Origin of the sequence: Nostoc sp. DedQUE08, from assembly GCF_034530895.1 — a bacterium.
GTDB lineage: Bacteria > Cyanobacteriota > Cyanobacteriia > Cyanobacteriales > Nostocaceae > Nostoc.
Genome location: NZ_JAVRCD010000038.1, coordinates 21,186 through 40,361, shown reverse-complemented (window position 1 = coordinate 40,361; position 19,176 = coordinate 21,186). Strand labels below are relative to the sequence as shown.

Below are 19,176 nucleotides of genomic sequence, written 5' to 3'. Positions count from 1 at the left end.
AGTTTTAGAGGGTGGTAAATGAATAAAATTGAACCAATATACTTCCTGGGGTGCAACTTTCCTGAAAAAATTGCTGACCTGAATTGTCCTGTTATGCTCTCAGTCAATGGTTTTTTCAAAAAAAGAAAAGAAAAATATACTTGCTGTAAAGCTCCATTTAATGGTGGAACCCAGCCACTAATTATAGATAGCGGGGCATTCAGCCGAATATCTCGACAGTACGGCTACAAAAATCATTTACCCACCAAAACTTATGCCCAAATTATTTGGCGATTCAAAAACTGCTGTAATCTCGTTGCTGTAGTCGTCCAGGACTATATGTGTGAGTCATATATTCTCTCAATTACAGGGTTAGACATTCCGACTCATCAAAAGCTAACTTTACATCGCTACGATCGCCTAATCCAAGAGTTGGACAAATTAGCCCAACTCACTGGGCAACAACCCCCTTACATAATGCCAGTGCTACAAGGGTATGAACCAGATGAATACTTGAGGCATTTGGATAATTATGGCTTACGCCTCAAAACAAATGACTGGGTAGGTATTGGCTCAGTCTGTAAACGCAATTCTAATCCTGGTTCGATTTGGGCAATCCTCCACCGACTGCCAACAGATTTTCGCTGGCACGGCTTCGGAGTTAAGCGTACAGCTTTAGTAGATGGCGCGATTCGCAGTTGTTTTTACTCGGTCGATTCTCAAGCCGGTTCTCTAGGTAGTTATGGTAAACCCCGTAAGACTAAAAAGTATGAATACGCGAACGACTGGAATCATGCTTTGAGCTATCGCCAATCTGTAATTGATTCTCCTGTACAACTATCACTATTGCCATTTTTGGAGGTCAATTCATGAAAGCGCTATCTGTTCGTCAACCTTGGGCTTTGGAAGGGTAAAAGTATAGGCTCAATTCCCCCTGGTGCTGTCCCAATGATTCGTCTAATGCAACAGCAGAGGGCAACTAGGGAAGATATTATCGCCTTTATCAAGAGAGCGAAATCCAAAAAGACATCACCAAAATTAGATGTCTGCAAAAATTTTGATAACACAAAATTAAAACCAGTTCTTCCAGATAATGCAGCGATCGCTGTAGTACTTTTCGCTGGTGGCGGCGGGATTGAAGCTGGGATGGTGCAAGCTGGTATTCGCCCAGTCATCGCTGTGGAATTCGACCCCACGAAACCAGACTTGAGCAGGGCGATCGCTCTCAATCATCACCGCAACTTTCATGAATATGGCTGCAAAGTCATCCAACTAACAGTTCAAGAAGTAGCACGGTTAAGATTTCTAGGTTTTCCCCGCCGCCCCGATTACCTCCACGCCTCTCCGGTGTGTGCCAACTTCAGCCAAGCCCACACAGCTAAAGCGGGTAAGGGTATTGAAACGGCTGACGATCTGACGGCTGCGATCGCAGTAGCAGAAGCCATCCGACAGTTGCAGCCACGGGTGTTTACGCTCGAAAATGTGCCGCGCTATCAGAACAGTCAGAGTTTCAGTATCATTCTGTCAGCTTTGGAACTTGAAGGGTACTCGGTCAATTACAGCGTGGTCAACATGGCTGACTTTGGGTTGCCCCAGGCGCGGCGGCGGTGAGTTCTGGTTGCAAGCAAGGGTTTTCACGTTGCTTTACCTTTGGGAACTACACCTCGCGGTTGGTACGAGGCGTTCACGAAGTGTGCCGAAGGTATCGTGCATCTCATCCCCACAATGCCTGATTCCCAACTACTCCCCAAACAACGGCAAGCGGTAGAAAAATTTCTGGCGACGGGCGTACCAACACCACTACTGATTGAACGAGTCGGAGGGCGCAAAGATGTGAAATACAAGCCTGCACACTTGCCGTGTTAGCCGAGACCCTCATTTTTCTTAGATATTTTTAGTCTCGGCGTTTTCTTGTGCCTTTTTTGCTTATTCTCAATCAATCTTAGCGATCACACTTCGCCTGCCCAGTTAAGCAAATTCCTATCTAGCAAGCTTTTTAGGCTTTTTTATCCGTCAAGCTCACGTTACAATTACGAGCTTCATCTCTCCCAAACCGAATTTGCCTGAGTGACTTTTGCAAGAGGTCTAATAATGATAATAATTTTAAAGAGGGATGCTCCCGTACTACCCATCCTCTTAACTTAACTGACTGCGAAACTTACTAATACTAATAGTTAATAACACAACAGCAAAGGCGACTAAAGCCAAAACATTCATCCACAGCACATCTAAGCCAACGCCTTTGAGCAAAATACCTCGAACGATCGCAATGTAATGACGGAGGGGATTAAGTAGGGATAGGGCTTGAAAGAAAGGAGGCATCGCTTCAATGGGTGCGATCACCCCAGAAGTTTGTACCATTGGCAAATTAATAAAGAAAGATGTCAGGACTACCTGTTGTTGGGAACTACTCACAGTTGCCAACATAATACCCAGGCTAATTCCTACAAATACATACATACTTGATAAGGCTAAAAATAGTAGAAAATTACCTCGAAATGGTACATGAAATATTACTATTGCTAAAGTGATAGCGAATAACACATCTCCCATTAATAAAAATACTAAAGGGACAATTTTCGATAGTAATATTTGCCAGTTAGCAACCGGAGTCATTAATAATTGTTCTAAAGTTCCCGTATCTTTTTCCCGGACAAGAGTAATTGCTGATACTAATGTGCCAATTAATGTTAAAACTAAACCCATAATGCCTGGTACAAAAAACCAACTACTCGTCAGTCCAGGGTTGTAAAGAAATACAACTTCAGATGAGACTGGAGGCCGTGCTTTACCTTGGGCTAATTTCAAATTATATTGCTGGATAATTTGATTCATATAATTTCCCGCAATCCCGGCTGTATTAGCATTGACAGCATCGATAAATACTTGGATTTCTGCTGACTTTTTTGCTAATTGACGCGGAAAGTCGGGAGGAATTATGACTCCAACATCTAGCTTTCCTTCTTCTACCTGACGACTCAAAGCTTTTTCACTATTTGGTACACATTCTAAGCTGAAAATTCGATTTGATGTCATAGCTGAAACTAACTCCCGACTGACGTTGACGTTGGCATAGTCGATTACGCCTAATCGTAAGTTATGAACGTCAGGATTGAGAATAAAGCCATACAGTAATAATTGGATTGTCGGCGGAACAACTAACAATACAATTAATTGCTTATTACGGAGAATTTGATTAATTTCTTTCCGCATTAATGCCCAAAATGGACTATCAAATAATCGCTGAATAAGTTTCATAAATCGGAATTGGGTACTCAATACTGGGCAAAATAACAATTAGCAATAAAAAATTAACTGTAATTTTAGCAACTTTCTTAACTAGGTAACTGCATTCGGCTTAAAACTCGGCGTGATACATTAAAAAATACTAATCCCAAAGCTGCAAGCATAATTAAATCAAACCAAACTCCGGCAAATCCTGTACCGCGCACGAAGGCATCACGAGTGATATCAATGTAATAACGCGCTGGAATTACGTTAGGTATTAGTGATAAGGGAAAAGGAATATTATTGAGGGGATAAATGAAACCTGAGAGTAATAAGGATGTGATAAAACCTACAAGGGAAACACCTTGTACAGCAGCATTTTGGTTACTACTACGGACTCCTAAAAGTAAACCAAATAGAACGCTATCTATTAGAAATAGTAAAGTACCGATTAGCAATGTAATAGTGTTGCCAACTATGCCCACTCGGAAAATAATTGAGCCTAATAGCATAACTATTAATGCCTCGGCAATCGCAATTAATAAGTATGCTAATCCTTTACCAAGTAATAGTTCTGTGGCGCTAATACTAGAGGTATAGACTTGTAAAATTGTCCCTTTTTCCTTTTCTCGTACCATTGCGATTGCTGACAGTAATGAAGGAAAAATCCACAGTACAACACCGTAAACTCCCGGTACAATATACAGCGATTCTAATCTACCAGGATTAAACCATAAACGCATTCGTGCTGTAATACTAATAGCGGGTAGAAGTCCATGCTTCTGCATAAAAAAGTTTGTGACTCTTTGAATATTATTTCTAATTACACGGGCATTATTAACATCAGTCGCATCGATTAATACTTGCACGCTTGTACTTCTATCTGCTTGAATATCGCGGCTAAATTCTGGCGGAATAATTACAGCAACTTTGGCGATTCCTTTATCTATAGCATCGCGTATTGGATTACCGCCAAACCATTGTTTAGGTATAAACTGGTTAGTAGCATACAATCTTTCAATGTAGCTGCTACTTAGGTTTGTGTGGTTAAAATCTTGCACAATTAAGGGAATATTTTTACTCTCCAATCTAATAGCAAAACCAAAAATGATTAAGGTGATAAATGGCAATAAAAATGCTAATGCTAACGTCAGGCGGTCACGGCGAAATTGGGCTATTTCTTTCACACATTGAGCTAAAACTCTTTTCATATATACTGAAGAAACTTTTTCTTAAATCCTACTTTTGTACAGATAGACACGATTATTCACGTAGCCTCCTTACTTTGCGATCGCTGTACTATACCAATAAAAGCATCTTCTAAAGAAAAAGGAATAGGACGTAAAGAATTGATGGTAATTTGATTAGCTTCTAAAAGTTGAGTTAGTTGATCTATTTCCTGTTCAGGATGATCGAGAACAACGTGTAAACTATCAGCGAAAATCGATATGCACAAAGGCTCGAAGTGTTGTTTGAGTATCTTGGAAGCTACTTGATTTTGATTGACAATAATTTCTATTAGTTGTCCCGGTTGCGAGGCTTTGATAGAACTTGGTGAACCTTCGGCGACGGTTTCTCCTGCAACCATAAAACTCATGCGGTTGCATTGTTCAGCTTCTTCTAGATAGTGTGTTGTTACTAAAATGGCTGTACCGTTGCGGGCAAAGTTATTAATCAGCTTCCAAAACTGGCGACGCGCCAAGGGATCTACCCCCGATGTGGGTTCGTCTAAAAATAAAATATCTGGTTCGTGCATCACACAAGCACCAAAAGCGACTCGTTGCTTCCAACCACCCGGTAGTTGCCCAGTAATCATGTTTGCTTGTCCTTCTAAACCACAGGTAGCAATTACCCAATCAATTTTGTCCCGTCGGAGTTTGCGAGGTACGCCATAAACTCCGCTATAAAATTCGAGATTTTGCAGAATAGTTAAATCGTCGTAAAGGGTGAATTTTTGGCTCATGTAACCAATACGTCGCCGTAAGTTTGCACTCCGCAGATTTCCGGTTTCACCACCTAAGAAAATTTCACCGCCACTTGCTGCTAGTAATCCACACAGCATCTTAATTGTGGTGGTTTTTCCAGCACCGTTAGCACCTAACAACCCAAATATTTCCCCGTAGCGCACTTCGACGTTGACATCTTTAACGGCTTGGAACTTGCCAAACATCCGACTAAGGTTGTGGGCATAGATGGCGACTCCCTTTGTGTCTCCTTGTCCTCTTTTGCGAAAACGAGGAAAGGGGAAAAATTGCGGCGCAGAACCTTGTTGTCGCAGGCGCGTGACAAAGACGTTTTCTAATGTGGGTTCGCCATGCTCGATACTGGGATAAGGTAACTGATGTTGTTGCAGCAGTTCGCGGACTTGGATTTCGCCGGAATTTATATCTTCAACAAGGACATCCAAGCGATCGCCAAAAGTTTGCACATCTACTATATTTGTCTGGTCAGTCTGAGATAATATCTCTTCTGTAGCTTGCAGATTTGCTGTTCGCACTTCTAAGCGATGTAAGCCTAAGTTAGCCCGTAATTTTTTGGGTGTGCCAATTTCATGAATTTGCCCACTGTACATCAAAGCCACGCGGTGACAGCGTTCAGCTTCGTCTAAATATGGTGTCGCAACTACAATTGTCATCCCCTCGGCTGATAATTCCCCCAGCACATCCCAAAACTCCCGCCGGGAAACTGGATCGACACCCGTCGTAGGTTCATCTAGTAACAATACTTCTGGTTGCGAAACCAAAGCACAACACAGCGCCAGTTTTTGTTTCATCCCACCAGAAAGTTGTCCCACTAAGCGATCGCCAAATCGCTCTAAATTCATTAATTTTAAATATTTATTGCGGCGTTCCCTTAATAAATCATCTGCTACTTGCCGCAACCCTGCTGCATAACGCAAGTTTTCATCAATACTCAAATCCAAATACAGCGAAAACTGTTGAGTAAGATAACCTGTAATTAATCGGGCATCTCGTGCAGGTTGATTAAATATCTGCACCTCTCCCGCCGTTGCTTCCATCACACCGCCCAAAATGTGAAAAGTGCTAGTTTTCCCCGCACCATCAGGGCCGATTAATCCAAACATTTCACCTTTATTGACACTCAAATCAATTCCTCGCACAGCAGCCAAGTTTCCATAGTGCTTATGCAAACCGCGAACTTCAATTGCTGTGGTTGGCAGGCTAGATGATGGTGGTAAGTTTGGAGGAAAAGTAGTAATTTGCTGTTTCATTCCCTTCAGCGTCCTATCTTGAAAAGTGGTGTAATGGTTTCAGAGGATGCAGTGTAGACGAAGATACCTTTTTCATGGTTGGCAATGAAATTTTTTAATCGGGACTATCTTAAAAGTGCTAAATAAATATTTCCCCCCCTGCTCCCCCTGCTCTCTTATCTACCTCCTAGCTTGAAAATGCTCCTTCGATGAGTATCTATATAGATCAGTCTTACATCACATTCTCATGCTTGACTATGAAACTTGTTTCATCGCGACTGCCTTCAAACTAATTTCGGCATCTGCTGGCATCCCCATTTTGGCGCAGGGTAAATCTGATTCACTATAAGGATTTTCGGGGTTAAAGCAGCTATCAGGGTTTTGAACTTTGATCCGAATCCCTACTACTTGTCTGACTCGATCTTTTTGAAAGTAAATATTTTCTGGTGTAAATGAAGCTTGCGGATCGATCGCAATTACTTTACCTTCTAATGGTTTGTCCGGTGCAGAATCAATGAAGATTTTTGTTGTTTGTCCTAGACGCACTTTGCCAATATCACCTTCGGGAATAAAACCTCTAAAATACACTGTTTTGGGGTCAACAATTGTCAAAATATTAGTCTGACTGCTAACTATTGCGCCTGGTTCGACACTCCGCGCTGTAACTACTCCATCTAGGGGGCTGACTACATTTAAATCTTTTTTGGAGTCTGCAATCTGGGTGAGAATTTGCTGATTTGATGCTTGGGCATCTTTTACTTTGGCACGGGCAGAGTTGACTTTCGCTTGTGCAGACTTAAGTTGAGCATAACTTTGCTGCTGCTTTCTGACTAATGCTGTTAACTGGGCATTGCGAATGTCAGGATTGAAACCTGTAGTTTTAACTTGAGTTAACGCCCCTGATGTAGCCTTTAATTGTTGGCGTTCGGCATTAACTGCTGCAACTCGTGCTTCTAGGGTTGCTATTGCTGTATCTAGGGTAGTTTGTGCTTGATCGAATTGTTGTTGATTTACCGCCCCTGCTTTGACTAATTGGGCATAGCGATCGCGGTTGATTTTTGCTAAATTAATTTCTGCTGCTGCCTGTTTAACTTGCGCTTGTGCTTGCACTAATGTGGCTCTAGCTGCTGCCACATTTGCTAGTGCCTGCTCAATCCTTCCTTCGGTATCCCCTTGAGACTGTTGCAAATTCAGTTTGGCTTCGTTAATTTGGCTGTTAATTTCCTGAATTTCTCTGGTGACTCGCTCGACATCTGAAATTGCCTGCTGTTCATCATACTTAGCAGATGTTACTCTTGCTTGGCTACCAAGCAGTTGTTGTTGCAGCAATTGATCGTCTGTGTCGTCTAACTTAATTAACTCTTGCCCCTTTTTTACTGCTGCCCCTTCCCGCACAACAATTGACTCTATTCTTCCAGAACGCTTGATCCCAATCTCGGTTTCATAACCCTCAATCCGTCCGCTAACTTGCAATACATTTGCTGATACTTGCGGTTGACTGCGCCACACAGCGTAACCAATGCCACTTACCACCAGCAGCGCCCCGATCATTAAAGGAATCGGTTTTTTGCGGTGCTGCTGTTTTAATATTGGGGCATCTTTGAGATTTTCCGGGGATGTTGGGATAGTCTGAGTCATGGTAGCACCCTGGATTGTGAAAAATATTTTATAGACAAGAATCGAGAATTTTGAATTCTTCGTCATCATACTAGACTGTATAGTATAATCTTACAAGATATGCGTCAAAAAATTTACTCTTCATGTTCAAAAACCCTAGTTCCCAACTAGAAAATCCTTTACCTGTTATCACTCCAAAGCAAGAGCAAATCTTGCAAGGAGCTATACGGGTATTTTTGAAGGAGGGTTACGCTAGAACAAGTATGGATCGTGTCAGCGCGTCAGCTGGAGTGTCGAAGCAAACCGTATACAGTCACTTTCAAGATAAAGAAGGACTCTTTAAAGCGTTGATAGAACGGTTGACGCTCGCTTGTTTTCAAAGTATTTTTTGCACAGAAGAATTGCACGGTGAACCAGCAATTTTGTTGCGTCAAGTTGCTGAAATCTATTTAACCAAAGTCGCTGATAATCCCGATTATTTGGCATTGTTGCGTTTGATTATCACCGAGTCACAGAACTTTCCGGAATTAGCCAAACTTTATACCCAAACTGTTGTACAGCGTGGTCGGCAAATTCTGAGTCAGTATTTCGCATCTCATCCAGAATTAGAAATTACTGATCCAGAAGCAATGGCTCACATTTTTTTTGGTTCGTTGGTATCTTACGTGATTGTACAAGAAATTTTGTATGGAAAAGAACTTACATTTTTATCACGCGACCGTCTGCTAGACAGCTTAATGAACGTGGTCATGAGCCAGTCCTTAAATACGGTAGGGGCAACAACAGTGTATTAAGCTGAGATAGCAATACTTGATACAGACTGATTTGAAAATCTAACCGGAGATGACAGACAACTTGAGCAAAGATTTAAGATTGCCACTGTTCCCACCTTAAATCATTAGGATATGCTTTTTTCATTCGCTTATAAGGTGGTAATGTCTTCAAATTTTAGCTTAAGCCTTGTGAGCTTTACGCTGTTAGTTTCACCGAATTTACATATACTTAAGTTTTAAGGTCTTTAGTATAATTTATCTTTAGTACCAATTCTCTGTGAAGCTGCACATTACTTTGATCCCTCCCAACCTCCCCAAACTTGCGATGAAGTACCGTAGGCAATGAGGTTCTTTCTATACATCTTTACACAAAACTAGTATAAAACACCTGTTTCATTGTTGGTTATCTCCCAAAAAAACCGCTCTCATCACAAATGAATAAAGTCGAGCTTAGAAGTAAACCCTTAATTATTTTAGAAACTCAAGGACTAAGTGATTGAAATCATCAGGATATTCCAGATATGGCCAATGACCACAGTTGTTAAATAAGTGTAATTTGCTATCAGGAATTTTACTAGCAGTGCTTTCTGCATAGCTAACTGGTATAACTTGATCTTGTTTTCCCCAGATTATAAGTGTAGGGGCTTGAATTTGTGTCAAAAAATCACAAATATTTTTTAAAAATTCTGGTTTCATTCCCCAGAAATTTGCAGTTGTCCGAAAAAGGCGTAATTGAAATTTTAAAACTTCTAAGGGTAGATTTTGGTATACAAGGTTCACAAATTCATCGTTGAGAAAGTTTTCTGGATAGTGGGCACACTGCCGAATCAGAAATTTAGTAGTAGCAAGACTTGGTTTATTAAGAGCTTCGCCAATTCCCGGTATGGATGAAATACGCATTCCTAAACCTACGGCTTTGCCTAAACCAGCGCTGCCAATCAAAACTAATTTATTTACTTTTTTGGGAAAAGCTAATGCCAATTTTAGTGCAATAACTCCACCCGCAGATGCTCCTAACACAGTGGCATTTGACACACCTATTGTATCCATAAACTGGATTACAAAATTTGCTAAATCATCATAGTTATATGTTTTTTCAGGTTTATCAGTCTTGCCTGAGCCTACCCAGTCCAGAGCATAAACTACATGATTTTGCCCTAAGATAAATATGTTTTTGTACCAGTAATCTATTGATGCACCAGCCCCATGAATAAGTATAAGAGGTGTTCCATGCTCACCAACTTTCCAGTAGCGAGTGTTAATACCTTCTATATTGATATAATTATCGATTGGCATTTCCATGAATATTAACCTTTGAAACAGTATTAAAAATCAAGCTAATCCTCTGGCTTTAAGTAGGGATTTCGTATTGAGTGTTAATGTTTACTGAAATTCAGCCAACAGTTAACCGTTAATGAAAATAGGAGCGGCTCTCTCCTTACCCCCAGAAAAAAAGGAGTTTAAGAGTCGCATTTATAAAAATCTAACTTAACTAGATTTAGTCCTTAACAAATTCTTTATTTCTAATGGTAAATGTTGCATAATCGTTCCTTTTTGTGTATTAATTACTACTAAAGTTAGTTGTGCTGTTACATAGGTTTCTTGCTCTTCTAACGATTGAATTGTATAGTCCCAATCAAGCCTTATCCCACTTACTCTAGATTTCATACAGGTTCGGACAACAGCTACCATTCCCATCCGCATAGGCCGATGATAGCGAACTGATAAATCAACAACAGGTAAATCACAACCTAAGCTAGTCAGTTTGGCATGATCGATTCCAATAGAGTGCAAATATTCTATCCGTGCCTCTTCCATCCAGTTGATGTAAGAACCATGCCAAACAACACCAGCATAATCCGTATGATGAGGCTGTACTCGTACTGAATATCTAAACCACTTGTCATCTATCTTTGAAGGTGATTTTTCAATAGACTTAATAATAGGGGATTGAGATTGCATTTGAATTTAAAACTCTAAACTAAACTACATCATCAAGCTTTTATAATAGAATCTTGGATAAGATCAGTACCGAATTAATAAGATTTAACACAATAATTAGAAGCCACGTCAACGTTTTCAACAAAAATCCTTTCTTATAAAATTGATTAATTGATTAACCTTTTAAAACTTAAATGTAGTTCTAAGAGTAACAATCACAAAATCGTCATTTTCATTACTCTGATTAGGTGCAGTAATCCAGATAATTCCAGGCGTAATAGAAATGAAATCATTAAGTTGATACTTATAGAAACCTTCAAGATGTAATGACATATCGTCATCTTCAATAGATATTTCCCTAAGATTACTACCAGATTGAAGACCTATAAGAGTAGGTTCCTGTCCAATAATAATACCACCGAGACTACCTGATTTACCCAAATCAGGAAAAGCAAGCGTGATAGCCCAGTTTAAAAGTTGAGCGTCGCCGACCTGAAAGATACGACTATCTGTAAATCCAGCCCAACCACCAAGATAAAAGTTATCAGTAACCTGAAAGTTAGCTTGAAAACCGTATGAACTTGTAATAGCTGGGCTAAACCTCCGTCCTAAAAATACGTTAGGATTACTGGCTTGAAAGCTACCAACCAAAGGTGCAGGTAAAGGACCTACTCTAGGATTACCAAAATAACTATTAATATAAGAAAAACCAAACTGCAACTGTTCACTGGGTGTAAAAGTAATTTGTCCTAAAGCGCTATAGTTACCCTGAAAAATTCCTGTATTTGGATCGTTGGCTTCATTGCTGAGGTAACCTGCGCTCAACAAAACTGAGTCAGTTAATCTAACTTTCATACCAACACCAAAACCACCACTACCAAAACGATAAATTGGGTTACGTTGCCCAAATGCAGAAATGGCTCCGCTACCCCGTTCATTATCATCGAAAAAAGGATTAATGCTAGGGGTATAATACTCATGGCGCCCACCTGTAGCCATTAAGACAGCCTGTATTCTATCACCTATAGGAAAATCATAAACTAACTTATCTAGTTCCAGTTGATTATTGGTTCCGTATGCTTCTGTTATAAGAGTCCCTTGAAAACTAGGAACAATGGCTGTTCTAAAAGGGGTAAACCTATTTAACCTTTGGTTAAGTTCTAGATTAGAACCATATCTAAAACTAGAAATCAACCTATCTCTACCAGAAAAGCTAGACGCAAAGTCTAGATAAGCCACATAGGAAAGAACAGTTGAACTTGAGTTACTTTTCCTGAAAATATCAGAAACTGCAAAACTAGCTTCACCATTCAATTTAATTTTCGTCGAAAACTGCCTAGCTTCTAGTTGGCTAATATTGTCATCTATGATGTTTATACTACCTACTAAATATTTAAGTTCCAATGCAAATTCTCTTTGCAATCGCTGTACAGTATCTAAAGTATCTTTATTAGCTAAACTTCCACTATCTGTTGCTAACTTTTTGTTAAGTTGCTTTAGAGCTAGGCTTAAAGCTGTTGCAAACTCGTAACGATTCAAACTTCTATTACCTTGAAATTTACCATTAGGGTAACCAGCTATCAATGCGTAACGTTCAATCAAAGATTGCAGAGCTTGAAAAGCCCAATCACTAGGTTGCACATCTGAAAATTGAGAGACAGAAGTTACTTTGTCAGCCGCAGTACTAGAATCATTATCAAGAGGCTCTAATTCAACTTGAGCTTGAGTCTGAATATTCTTGAGTGGGATATCTGAGAATTTATCCTTGACGATATTATTTTCAACTTCTAATTCAAATGCTAAAACAGCAGTACTTAAAATATTCAGGAATAAACAACTAAAAAATAATATTTTCCCCACACGAATAATCATTAGCTAAAAGATTTAACTCCAGATATAGAACCTGCTTTTACTAATATAAACTCAATCAAGATTTAGTAACTATTTTTTAAAAATAGTTTTATTTTAACCTCAGTCTCAAATCAAAGAAACTACAAAAAACTTAGCGTAAAGAAATAACGTCTTTTTGCCAATAAAGGCTTTTTATACGTTCACGAGTTAGCTTTAATACTTTATCAAAACGCCCTAACTGCATTCCTACAATACTAATATTTTTATTTGTTATTCCTTCGAGCATTTTTTTATCTAACTTGGTTTCATAATCTAATAAAAATGTTGCTAAAGGATTTAAAAAACGGCTAAATACGGCTAATTCTGAGGACATAAAAGAAAACATCATCATTTCTGTTTCTTGGTCATTAACTGGGTTAAAAAATACAGCGCCTTGTGCCTCTCCTTTTCTGAATTCCGAGTCATTAGGAGAAATCCAATAATTTTTTATGTTGATATGTACTGGAGAAAACAGGACCTCTAACTCGCCTACAAACAAACTACCACGTTTGTAGCCTAGTAGCAATTCTAAAAATCTGGGTATTTTCCTTTGTGGCCCCTTATTAATAATTCGTACTGCATCCTCTGTAACCTCAAGATAACTCTCAACCCGAGATATTCCCTCTAAATCGTGTCCAAGAAAAATATGAGTTGTACAACTATGCTCAATCTCAGAAAAGTTATCTACTAATAGTTCTAGAGGCGCTTGAATACGGTAATGTAAGGTACAAACTTGATGGAATTCAGGATTAACTATTACTGGTAATTCTGCAGTAGAATGAAGTTCTTTTACCCAGATTGCCCCGTATTTTTCGGCAATATCATAAGATTTAACACATGGACGTAGTCCTGAAGTACTAGGGCTGGTTCCTTTCCCATCTCGATCATAATTCCAGCCATGATAAGGGCAAACTAGACGATTTCCCCTGACAGTTCCTTTGCTCAATCGCATTCTGCGGTGTGGGCAACAATCTTCTAATGCTCCTAATATTCCATTTTCACCCCGAAAAATAACTAATTCCTTTCCACAAAAATTTACACTCACCGGTTGACGTTTTATATCTTTAGTTTTTAAAACAGGATGCCAGAAATTATGTGCTTTCATGACTTTCTTTTACCTTTACTTGCCTAAAAATGTATCCACAACTAGTTGTTTTATGTACCGACCAGGGCAAACGCATCTAAATTACTCTTGATCACAACCAAGGTTAAGAACCAACGAAAAAATCAGCATTTCTCGTTTGGCTTAGTTTCCCAAACTCAAAGTGATCATTAAATGTGTCTCAATAAGCAACAATTAATGCCACTATTCTTGAGCTTATTGACAATAAACTACTTTTGTTAATATGATACGGTCGCCCTGATCTACTGACCTACTGATTTAGGATTGCTATAAAAATGTTGTGACTTTAAATTTTTTTACTTATAGCACGATAGCCATTCCCACCGTATATAGATTCAATTTCTATCTCTTCAAATCCTCCATTAACCAAGTGTTCGCGAATTTCTTCAGGTGTGTATCGGTGGAAAATATCTTTATCGAGTCCTTTTTCAAGGTCACTAAATCCAGTTGCAGTCAGAGGATAAATGACCCACTGGCGGAATATTTTGTACAACCAATTGACATCATGACGCTCTGATTCAACTTTGCGAGCATGGGTGAAGATATTTTTAACAGCCCAATTCTCACTAGGTACAGCAAGTACAAGTTTAGCTCCAGGCTTAAGTAAACTACTTATTTCTTTGATTACTCCCCGCCGCTCAGATTGAGTCGCAAGCATATAAACGGAAAAATGAGCTACCGCACCTTCAAAAAAGCCTAAGTTTAAATCTTTAAGGTGGCGCATATCACCTTGCTTAATAGTGACCTTATCTGCACAACCAAATTTTTCGGCACGATATCGAGCATAGTCAGCACCACCTTGGCTAATTTCTACACCAACCAAGCGTCCACCTTCATTTAACCATGAACGGGCATGGTGGATAAGACGGCCATTACCACAACCAACATCAATTATTCGATCTGATACTTTGGGAGCTAAAGCTTCAAAAGCACCTTTAATTGAAAGGTCATAGTTAATAGGAATAACAGGGTCAAAAAGACCGAACCGATAGAAAAATGACCAGGCAGACTGTCTTGTTAGTAAAACTGAGTTTGTCATATCAAACACTCCATCGAAATTTTTAGACAAATTCACATGGTTTCTACACAGATAAGTAATTGTAATTCTGCTCCTTAATTACAGTGGGAGGATTAATAAATCCACTATCAATAAAATGTGAAAAATATGCTATTAATAAATCAACGTTTACTGTCGGGCAGGTTATAGAAGATCCTGTTAAACTCTGGAGAGTAGTTTGGCAACCTAATTGAGGCCTTTGAATTTGTGCAAATATTTCTGTTTCAGACATATTTACTGTGCCAAAAAATAGGGAGGCTAATGGATATAATGCATTATTATCAGTCATATTGATGTTTTGAATTAGTTTTGTTTGCCACTGTGTATATGAAATTTTTTCAATAGCATAGCCAAAATCTATCATCCAGTTAATAATATCATTCCAATTAACAGGTTGAGGATTGACTAAGTGAAATGTTTTTTCTAAAGAATCTAGCTGTCGCGAAAGATAAACAATAGCACTGCTTGCATAATTTACAGGGGTTATGTCTATTAGAGTATCTAAATCTGGTGCAATACCCAACTGGATACAGCTTTTTATCATTCTCCAGATAAAATCATTTGTATTACCTATGCCATTTTGACTATGACCTCCTAAATTTCCTGGCCTATATATAGTAGTAGGAATACCTCTAGAACGTGCTGATACAATTAATTTTTCAGCAACCCATTTGCTTTGAGCATAACCTCTAAAAAGTCCTTGAACTTTATCCAAGTCATAGTTTTCATGAATAATAGAAGATTCAGAGGTAGTAACTGATTCAAATACAGCAATTGAAGAAGTAAAATGTACTGGTTTAACCTTAAATTGAGCAGCTAACTTAATAATTTCTTGAGTTCCTAAAACATTGCTTGATTTGAGAAAGGAGTATGGATAAGTAAAATTAACTATTGCCGCATTATGGTAAATGGTATCAATCTGACTAGCAAGCTTTTGATATTGCTTAGACGTAAGCCCTAAAAAAGGACGAGATAAATCACCGATTACAGGAATAATTCTAGTACTAAAACCACGCTGCCAAAGCCCATAATACTCTAAATTCCGTCTAATTTTCTGTTTGGATTCTCTAATATTATGCGAACGGACTAAACAGTAAATATGTCCCTCCGTCTGTTTTAAAAGCTCAGATAATAAAAATGCTCCTAAAAAACCCGTTGCTCCAGTTAAAAGAATATTATCTAATTGATTTGCTACTGGCTCAAAATAAATTCCTTGAAGTTTAATATTTTGATCTAACAACGAGTCCTTTAAAAAATCTATAGAATTATTATTTAATGGATGATTTTCCGGATATTTTCTTTGGAGCGTATTAACTAATTCAGCCAATTTAGCAATGGTTGGTGATTCCAATAAAGAACGTTGAGGAAGTTCAACATCAAAAATATTGAGTACTTGGGTGATAAATTGAGTTGTAATTAAAGAATTCCCCCCCAATTCAAAGAAATTATCGTGAATACCGATTTGGTTGACACCTAGTAAATTTTGCCATATTTCGGCTATTTTTTGTTCTATTTCGCTAAGAGGTGCGACGTACGTATTATGTAAGTTTGGTCTTGAATATAGTGATGTGTTCTTTATATCTGAAGAATAAGTATCTTCTATTTTTTGCTCGCATTCTATCTGGTGGCTATGATTATGATTCATAGCTGGCGGATTAATCCAATATCGTTGCTGCTCAAATGGATAAGTTGGTAATGAAATACGGTGGCGTTGCTCATGAGTATAAAATTTAGACCAATTGATGTTAATTCCCCTTAACCATAGTTGACCTAAGGTATTTAGCAATAATGTTATGTCTGATTGCTGATCGTGAGGATGACGTATCGAATATAGTACATTTGATACTGTTGATTTCCCTAGAGTTAACTTAGTCAACGTACTTAATGTTGAACCAGGACCAACCTCCAGTAAAATAGGGTTTTGTGCTTGCATCAATGTCTGAATACCTTCCATAAAACGCACTGTTTGGCGTAAATGCTTGCTCCAATAATTGGGATCTGTTGCTTCTGAGGCAGTAATCCAAGTACCAGTTACATTAGAAATGTAGGGGATTTGAGGAGAAGACAGCTTAATTTTACTGACTAAACAAGTGAAAGTTTCTAAAATTAAGTCCATACTATTAGAATGAAAAGCATGGGAAGCGTTTAAGCGACGGCAAGTAATATTTTCATTCTTCATTTTTTGCTCTAGTTCAGCTATATGATGTTCTGCTCCCGAAACTACACAAAGATTAGGGGCATTATTTGCAGCTAAAGAAAGTTCGCTAGTTTCTAAAACTCGTATTATTTCTTCTTCCGAAATAGCAATACTCAGCATAGCTCCAGTAGGCACTTGCTGCATTAACCGACCACGAGCAGCTACTAAGGTTAAAGCATCCTTTAAACTCAAAACATCAGCTAGGCAAGCTGCCACATATTCGCCTACGCTATGACCAATCATTGCATTGGGACATACACCCCACTCTATCCATAGTTGTGCTAGTGCAAATTCAATTACAAAAAGTGCAGGTTGTGCTATGGCAGTGGTGCGTAACTTATGTCTTGCATTTTCGCTTTCACTTACACTTGGATATAGTAGATCACCTAAATCTAGACCTAAATCAGTCTTAAGTAATTCTGCACATATATCTATATGTTTGCGGAAAGTTGGTTCAAATTTATAAAGTTCCAGAGCCATATTCACATATTGTGAACCTTGTCCTGGAAACATAAATATAATTGACTGCTGTTTTAACTCTTCATAACTTGTATACACTCTATCTGTATTAATTGGCTCTAATATATTGACAGCATCGCTTACATTATCACAAACTAACATTCGTCTATAATTGAAGGCTCTTCGTCCTACTTGGTACGTATAGGCTACATCAGCAATATTAATTTCAGGATATTGTTTTAAATACATAGCTAAATTCTTGGTTGCTTTTTCTAGCGCGGAGCTAGTTTTAGCAGATAACAATAATAATTTCTTTGGTCTTATTTGTAGAGATGATTCAGCAATTATAGGGGCTTCCTCAAGAACAAGATGAACATTTGTACCACCAATTCCAAAGGAACTTACTCCTGCTAGTCGTTTGCCTTGGTTAACTTCCCATCTTTTCAATTTAGTATTCACATAAAAGGGGCTGTTATTAAAGTCAATTCTCGGGTTAGGATGCTGAAAATTCAAACTAGGTGGAATTAATTTATGCTTCATCATTAAAACTGTTTTAATTAAACTCGTGATACCTGCGGCAGCTTCTAGGTGTCCAACATTGGTCTTGACTGAACCAATAGCACAAAATTGTTTAACCTTAGTACTAGTTTGAAAAACTTGAGTAAGAGTAGATATTTCGATAGGATCACCTAGTGGTGTTCCTGTACCATGCGCTTCAATATAAGTAATTGATTTCGGTTTTACCCCTGCTACGGCATAAGCTTCTGCAACTACTTTTGCTTGACCATCAACACTAGGTGCTGTGTAACCAATTTTCAAAGAGCCATCATTATTGACTGCTGAACCTTTAATAACAGCATAAATTGAGTCACCATCGTTTATAGCATCAGCTAAACGCTTTAGGACTACGACTCCAACACCACTACCGAAAATTGTTCCTTGTGCTTCAGCATCAAATGCTCTGCAATGTCCATCAGGAGAGAGAATAGAACCTTTCTCATAAAGATAACCAGTTTTAGGGGGTGAAGAAATTCTAACACCACCGGCTAAAGCCATATCGCACTCATTATTTAGCAAACTTTGAGCAGCTAGGTGTACAGATACTAATGATGAAGAACAAGCAGTTTGAACGCTGACGCTAGGTCCTTTTAGATTTAGTTTGTAGGATACACGGGTAACTAAATAATCCTTATCATTACCAATGATAGTTTGAAGTTTTCCTACAGATTTTATTAGTTCATGGTTAGGGTAAAGATTGAAGAACAAATAACTGCTCATTCCTGTACCTGCATAAATACCAATAGAACCTTTATATGATTCAGAATTATAACCTGCATCCTCTAAAGCCTCCCAAGCACAATTTAGAAAGAGGCGATGCTGGGGGTCTGTAATTTCTGCTTCTTTGGGACTAAAACCGAAAAATGCTGCATCAAATAAGTCAATATCTGCTAGCACGGGTTCTGCTTTCACGTAGTTGGGGTCAGCTAAATCGCTATTTTCTACTCCTACTGATTGAAGTTCTTTGTCAGAGAAGAAAGTTATTGATTCAACTCCATTTTTTAAATTTTGCCAAAATTCTTCAATATTCTTAGCTCCGGGAAAACGCCCAGATATACCAATAATAGCTATCTCGTCAGGATATTCAAAGAGTTCGTTTGAATTCTCATGCATATTCATACTCTTGGTTATTCTAATTTAATT

General features: G+C 38.5%; 14 protein-coding genes. 4 read left to right on the top strand and 10 right to left on the bottom strand.

Annotation, left to right across the window (positions count from 1 at the left end; genetic code table 11):
- Positions 1–18 precede the first annotated feature (18 nt).
- From RMY64_RS23120 to RMY64_RS23110, 3 genes are all read left to right on the top strand, one after another.
- Complete coding sequence (locus RMY64_RS23120) at positions 19–852, top strand: hypothetical protein (RefSeq protein ID WP_322701237.1); 834 nt, start codon at positions 19–21, stop codon at positions 850–852.
- Between the two features lie 75 nt (positions 853–927).
- Positions 928–1,590, top strand: coding sequence for a DNA cytosine methyltransferase (locus RMY64_RS23115; RefSeq protein WP_322701236.1), 663 nt, complete (start codon positions 928–930; stop codon positions 1,588–1,590).
- Positions 1,591–1,629: 39 nt separating this feature from the next.
- Positions 1,630–1,845, top strand: a complete 216-nt coding sequence (locus RMY64_RS23110; protein ID WP_322701235.1) for a hypothetical protein — start codon at positions 1,630–1,632, stop codon at positions 1,843–1,845.
- Positions 1,846–2,115: 270 nt separating this feature from the next.
- On the opposite strand, the gene RMY64_RS23105 is transcribed toward RMY64_RS23110, so the two are convergent.
- The 4 genes from RMY64_RS23105 to RMY64_RS23090 form a co-directional block, all read right to left on the bottom strand.
- On the bottom strand, positions 2,116–3,237 hold the full coding sequence (locus RMY64_RS23105; RefSeq protein WP_322701234.1) for an ABC transporter permease: 1,122 nt from the start codon (positions 3,235–3,237) through the stop codon (positions 2,116–2,118).
- Positions 3,238–3,314: 77 nt separating this feature from the next.
- A complete protein-coding gene (locus tag RMY64_RS23100; RefSeq protein ID WP_322701233.1) occupies positions 3,315–4,418 on the bottom strand; it encodes an ABC transporter permease in 1,104 nt (367 codons plus the stop codon).
- 56 nt (positions 4,419–4,474) lie between these two features.
- Entirely contained in the window at positions 4,475–6,439 is a 1,965-nt protein-coding gene (locus RMY64_RS23095) for an ATP-binding cassette domain-containing protein (RefSeq protein ID WP_322701232.1), read from the bottom strand.
- 234 nt (positions 6,440–6,673) lie between these two features.
- Positions 6,674–8,056: an HlyD family secretion protein gene (locus RMY64_RS23090; protein WP_322701231.1), complete on the bottom strand. Its 1,383-nt coding sequence runs from the start codon at positions 8,054–8,056 to the stop codon at positions 6,674–6,676.
- Between the two features lie 122 nt (positions 8,057–8,178).
- On the opposite strand from RMY64_RS23090, the gene RMY64_RS23085 reads away from it, so the two are divergent.
- Entirely contained in the window at positions 8,179–8,829 is a 651-nt protein-coding gene (locus RMY64_RS23085; protein ID WP_322701230.1) for a TetR/AcrR family transcriptional regulator, read from the top strand.
- A gap of 447 nt (positions 8,830–9,276) precedes the next feature.
- Here RMY64_RS23085 and RMY64_RS23080 read toward each other — a convergent pair whose 3' ends face one another.
- The 6 genes from RMY64_RS23080 to RMY64_RS23055 all read right to left on the bottom strand — a co-directional run bounded on the left by RMY64_RS23080 (position 9,277) and on the right by RMY64_RS23055 (position 19,152).
- Positions 9,277–10,110 carry an alpha/beta hydrolase gene (locus RMY64_RS23080; RefSeq protein WP_322701229.1) on the bottom strand — a complete coding sequence of 278 codons (834 nt, stop codon included), beginning with the start codon at positions 10,108–10,110 and terminating at the stop codon, positions 9,277–9,279.
- 186 nt (positions 10,111–10,296) lie between these two features.
- The gene (locus tag RMY64_RS23075; protein ID WP_322701228.1) at positions 10,297–10,770 is read right to left on the bottom strand and encodes a thioesterase family protein; all 474 of its coding nucleotides are present in this window, start codon (positions 10,768–10,770) and stop codon (positions 10,297–10,299) included.
- Positions 10,771–10,932: 162 nt separating this feature from the next.
- The gene (locus RMY64_RS23070) at positions 10,933–12,621 is read right to left on the bottom strand and encodes an iron uptake porin (RefSeq protein WP_322701227.1); all 1,689 of its coding nucleotides are present in this window, start codon (positions 12,619–12,621) and stop codon (positions 10,933–10,935) included.
- Between the two features lie 130 nt (positions 12,622–12,751).
- Positions 12,752–13,744 carry a Rieske 2Fe-2S domain-containing protein gene (locus RMY64_RS23065; protein WP_322701226.1) on the bottom strand — a complete coding sequence of 331 codons (993 nt, stop codon included), beginning with the start codon at positions 13,742–13,744 and terminating at the stop codon, positions 12,752–12,754.
- A 304-nt stretch (positions 13,745–14,048) separates the two neighbouring features.
- Entirely contained in the window at positions 14,049–14,801 is a 753-nt protein-coding gene (locus RMY64_RS23060) for a class I SAM-dependent methyltransferase (RefSeq protein ID WP_322701225.1), read from the bottom strand.
- 43 nt (positions 14,802–14,844) lie between these two features.
- The gene (locus RMY64_RS23055) at positions 14,845–19,152 is read right to left on the bottom strand and encodes a thioester reductase domain-containing protein (RefSeq protein WP_416212155.1); all 4,308 of its coding nucleotides are present in this window, start codon (positions 19,150–19,152) and stop codon (positions 14,845–14,847) included.
- Between the last annotated feature and the right edge of the window lie 24 nt (positions 19,153–19,176).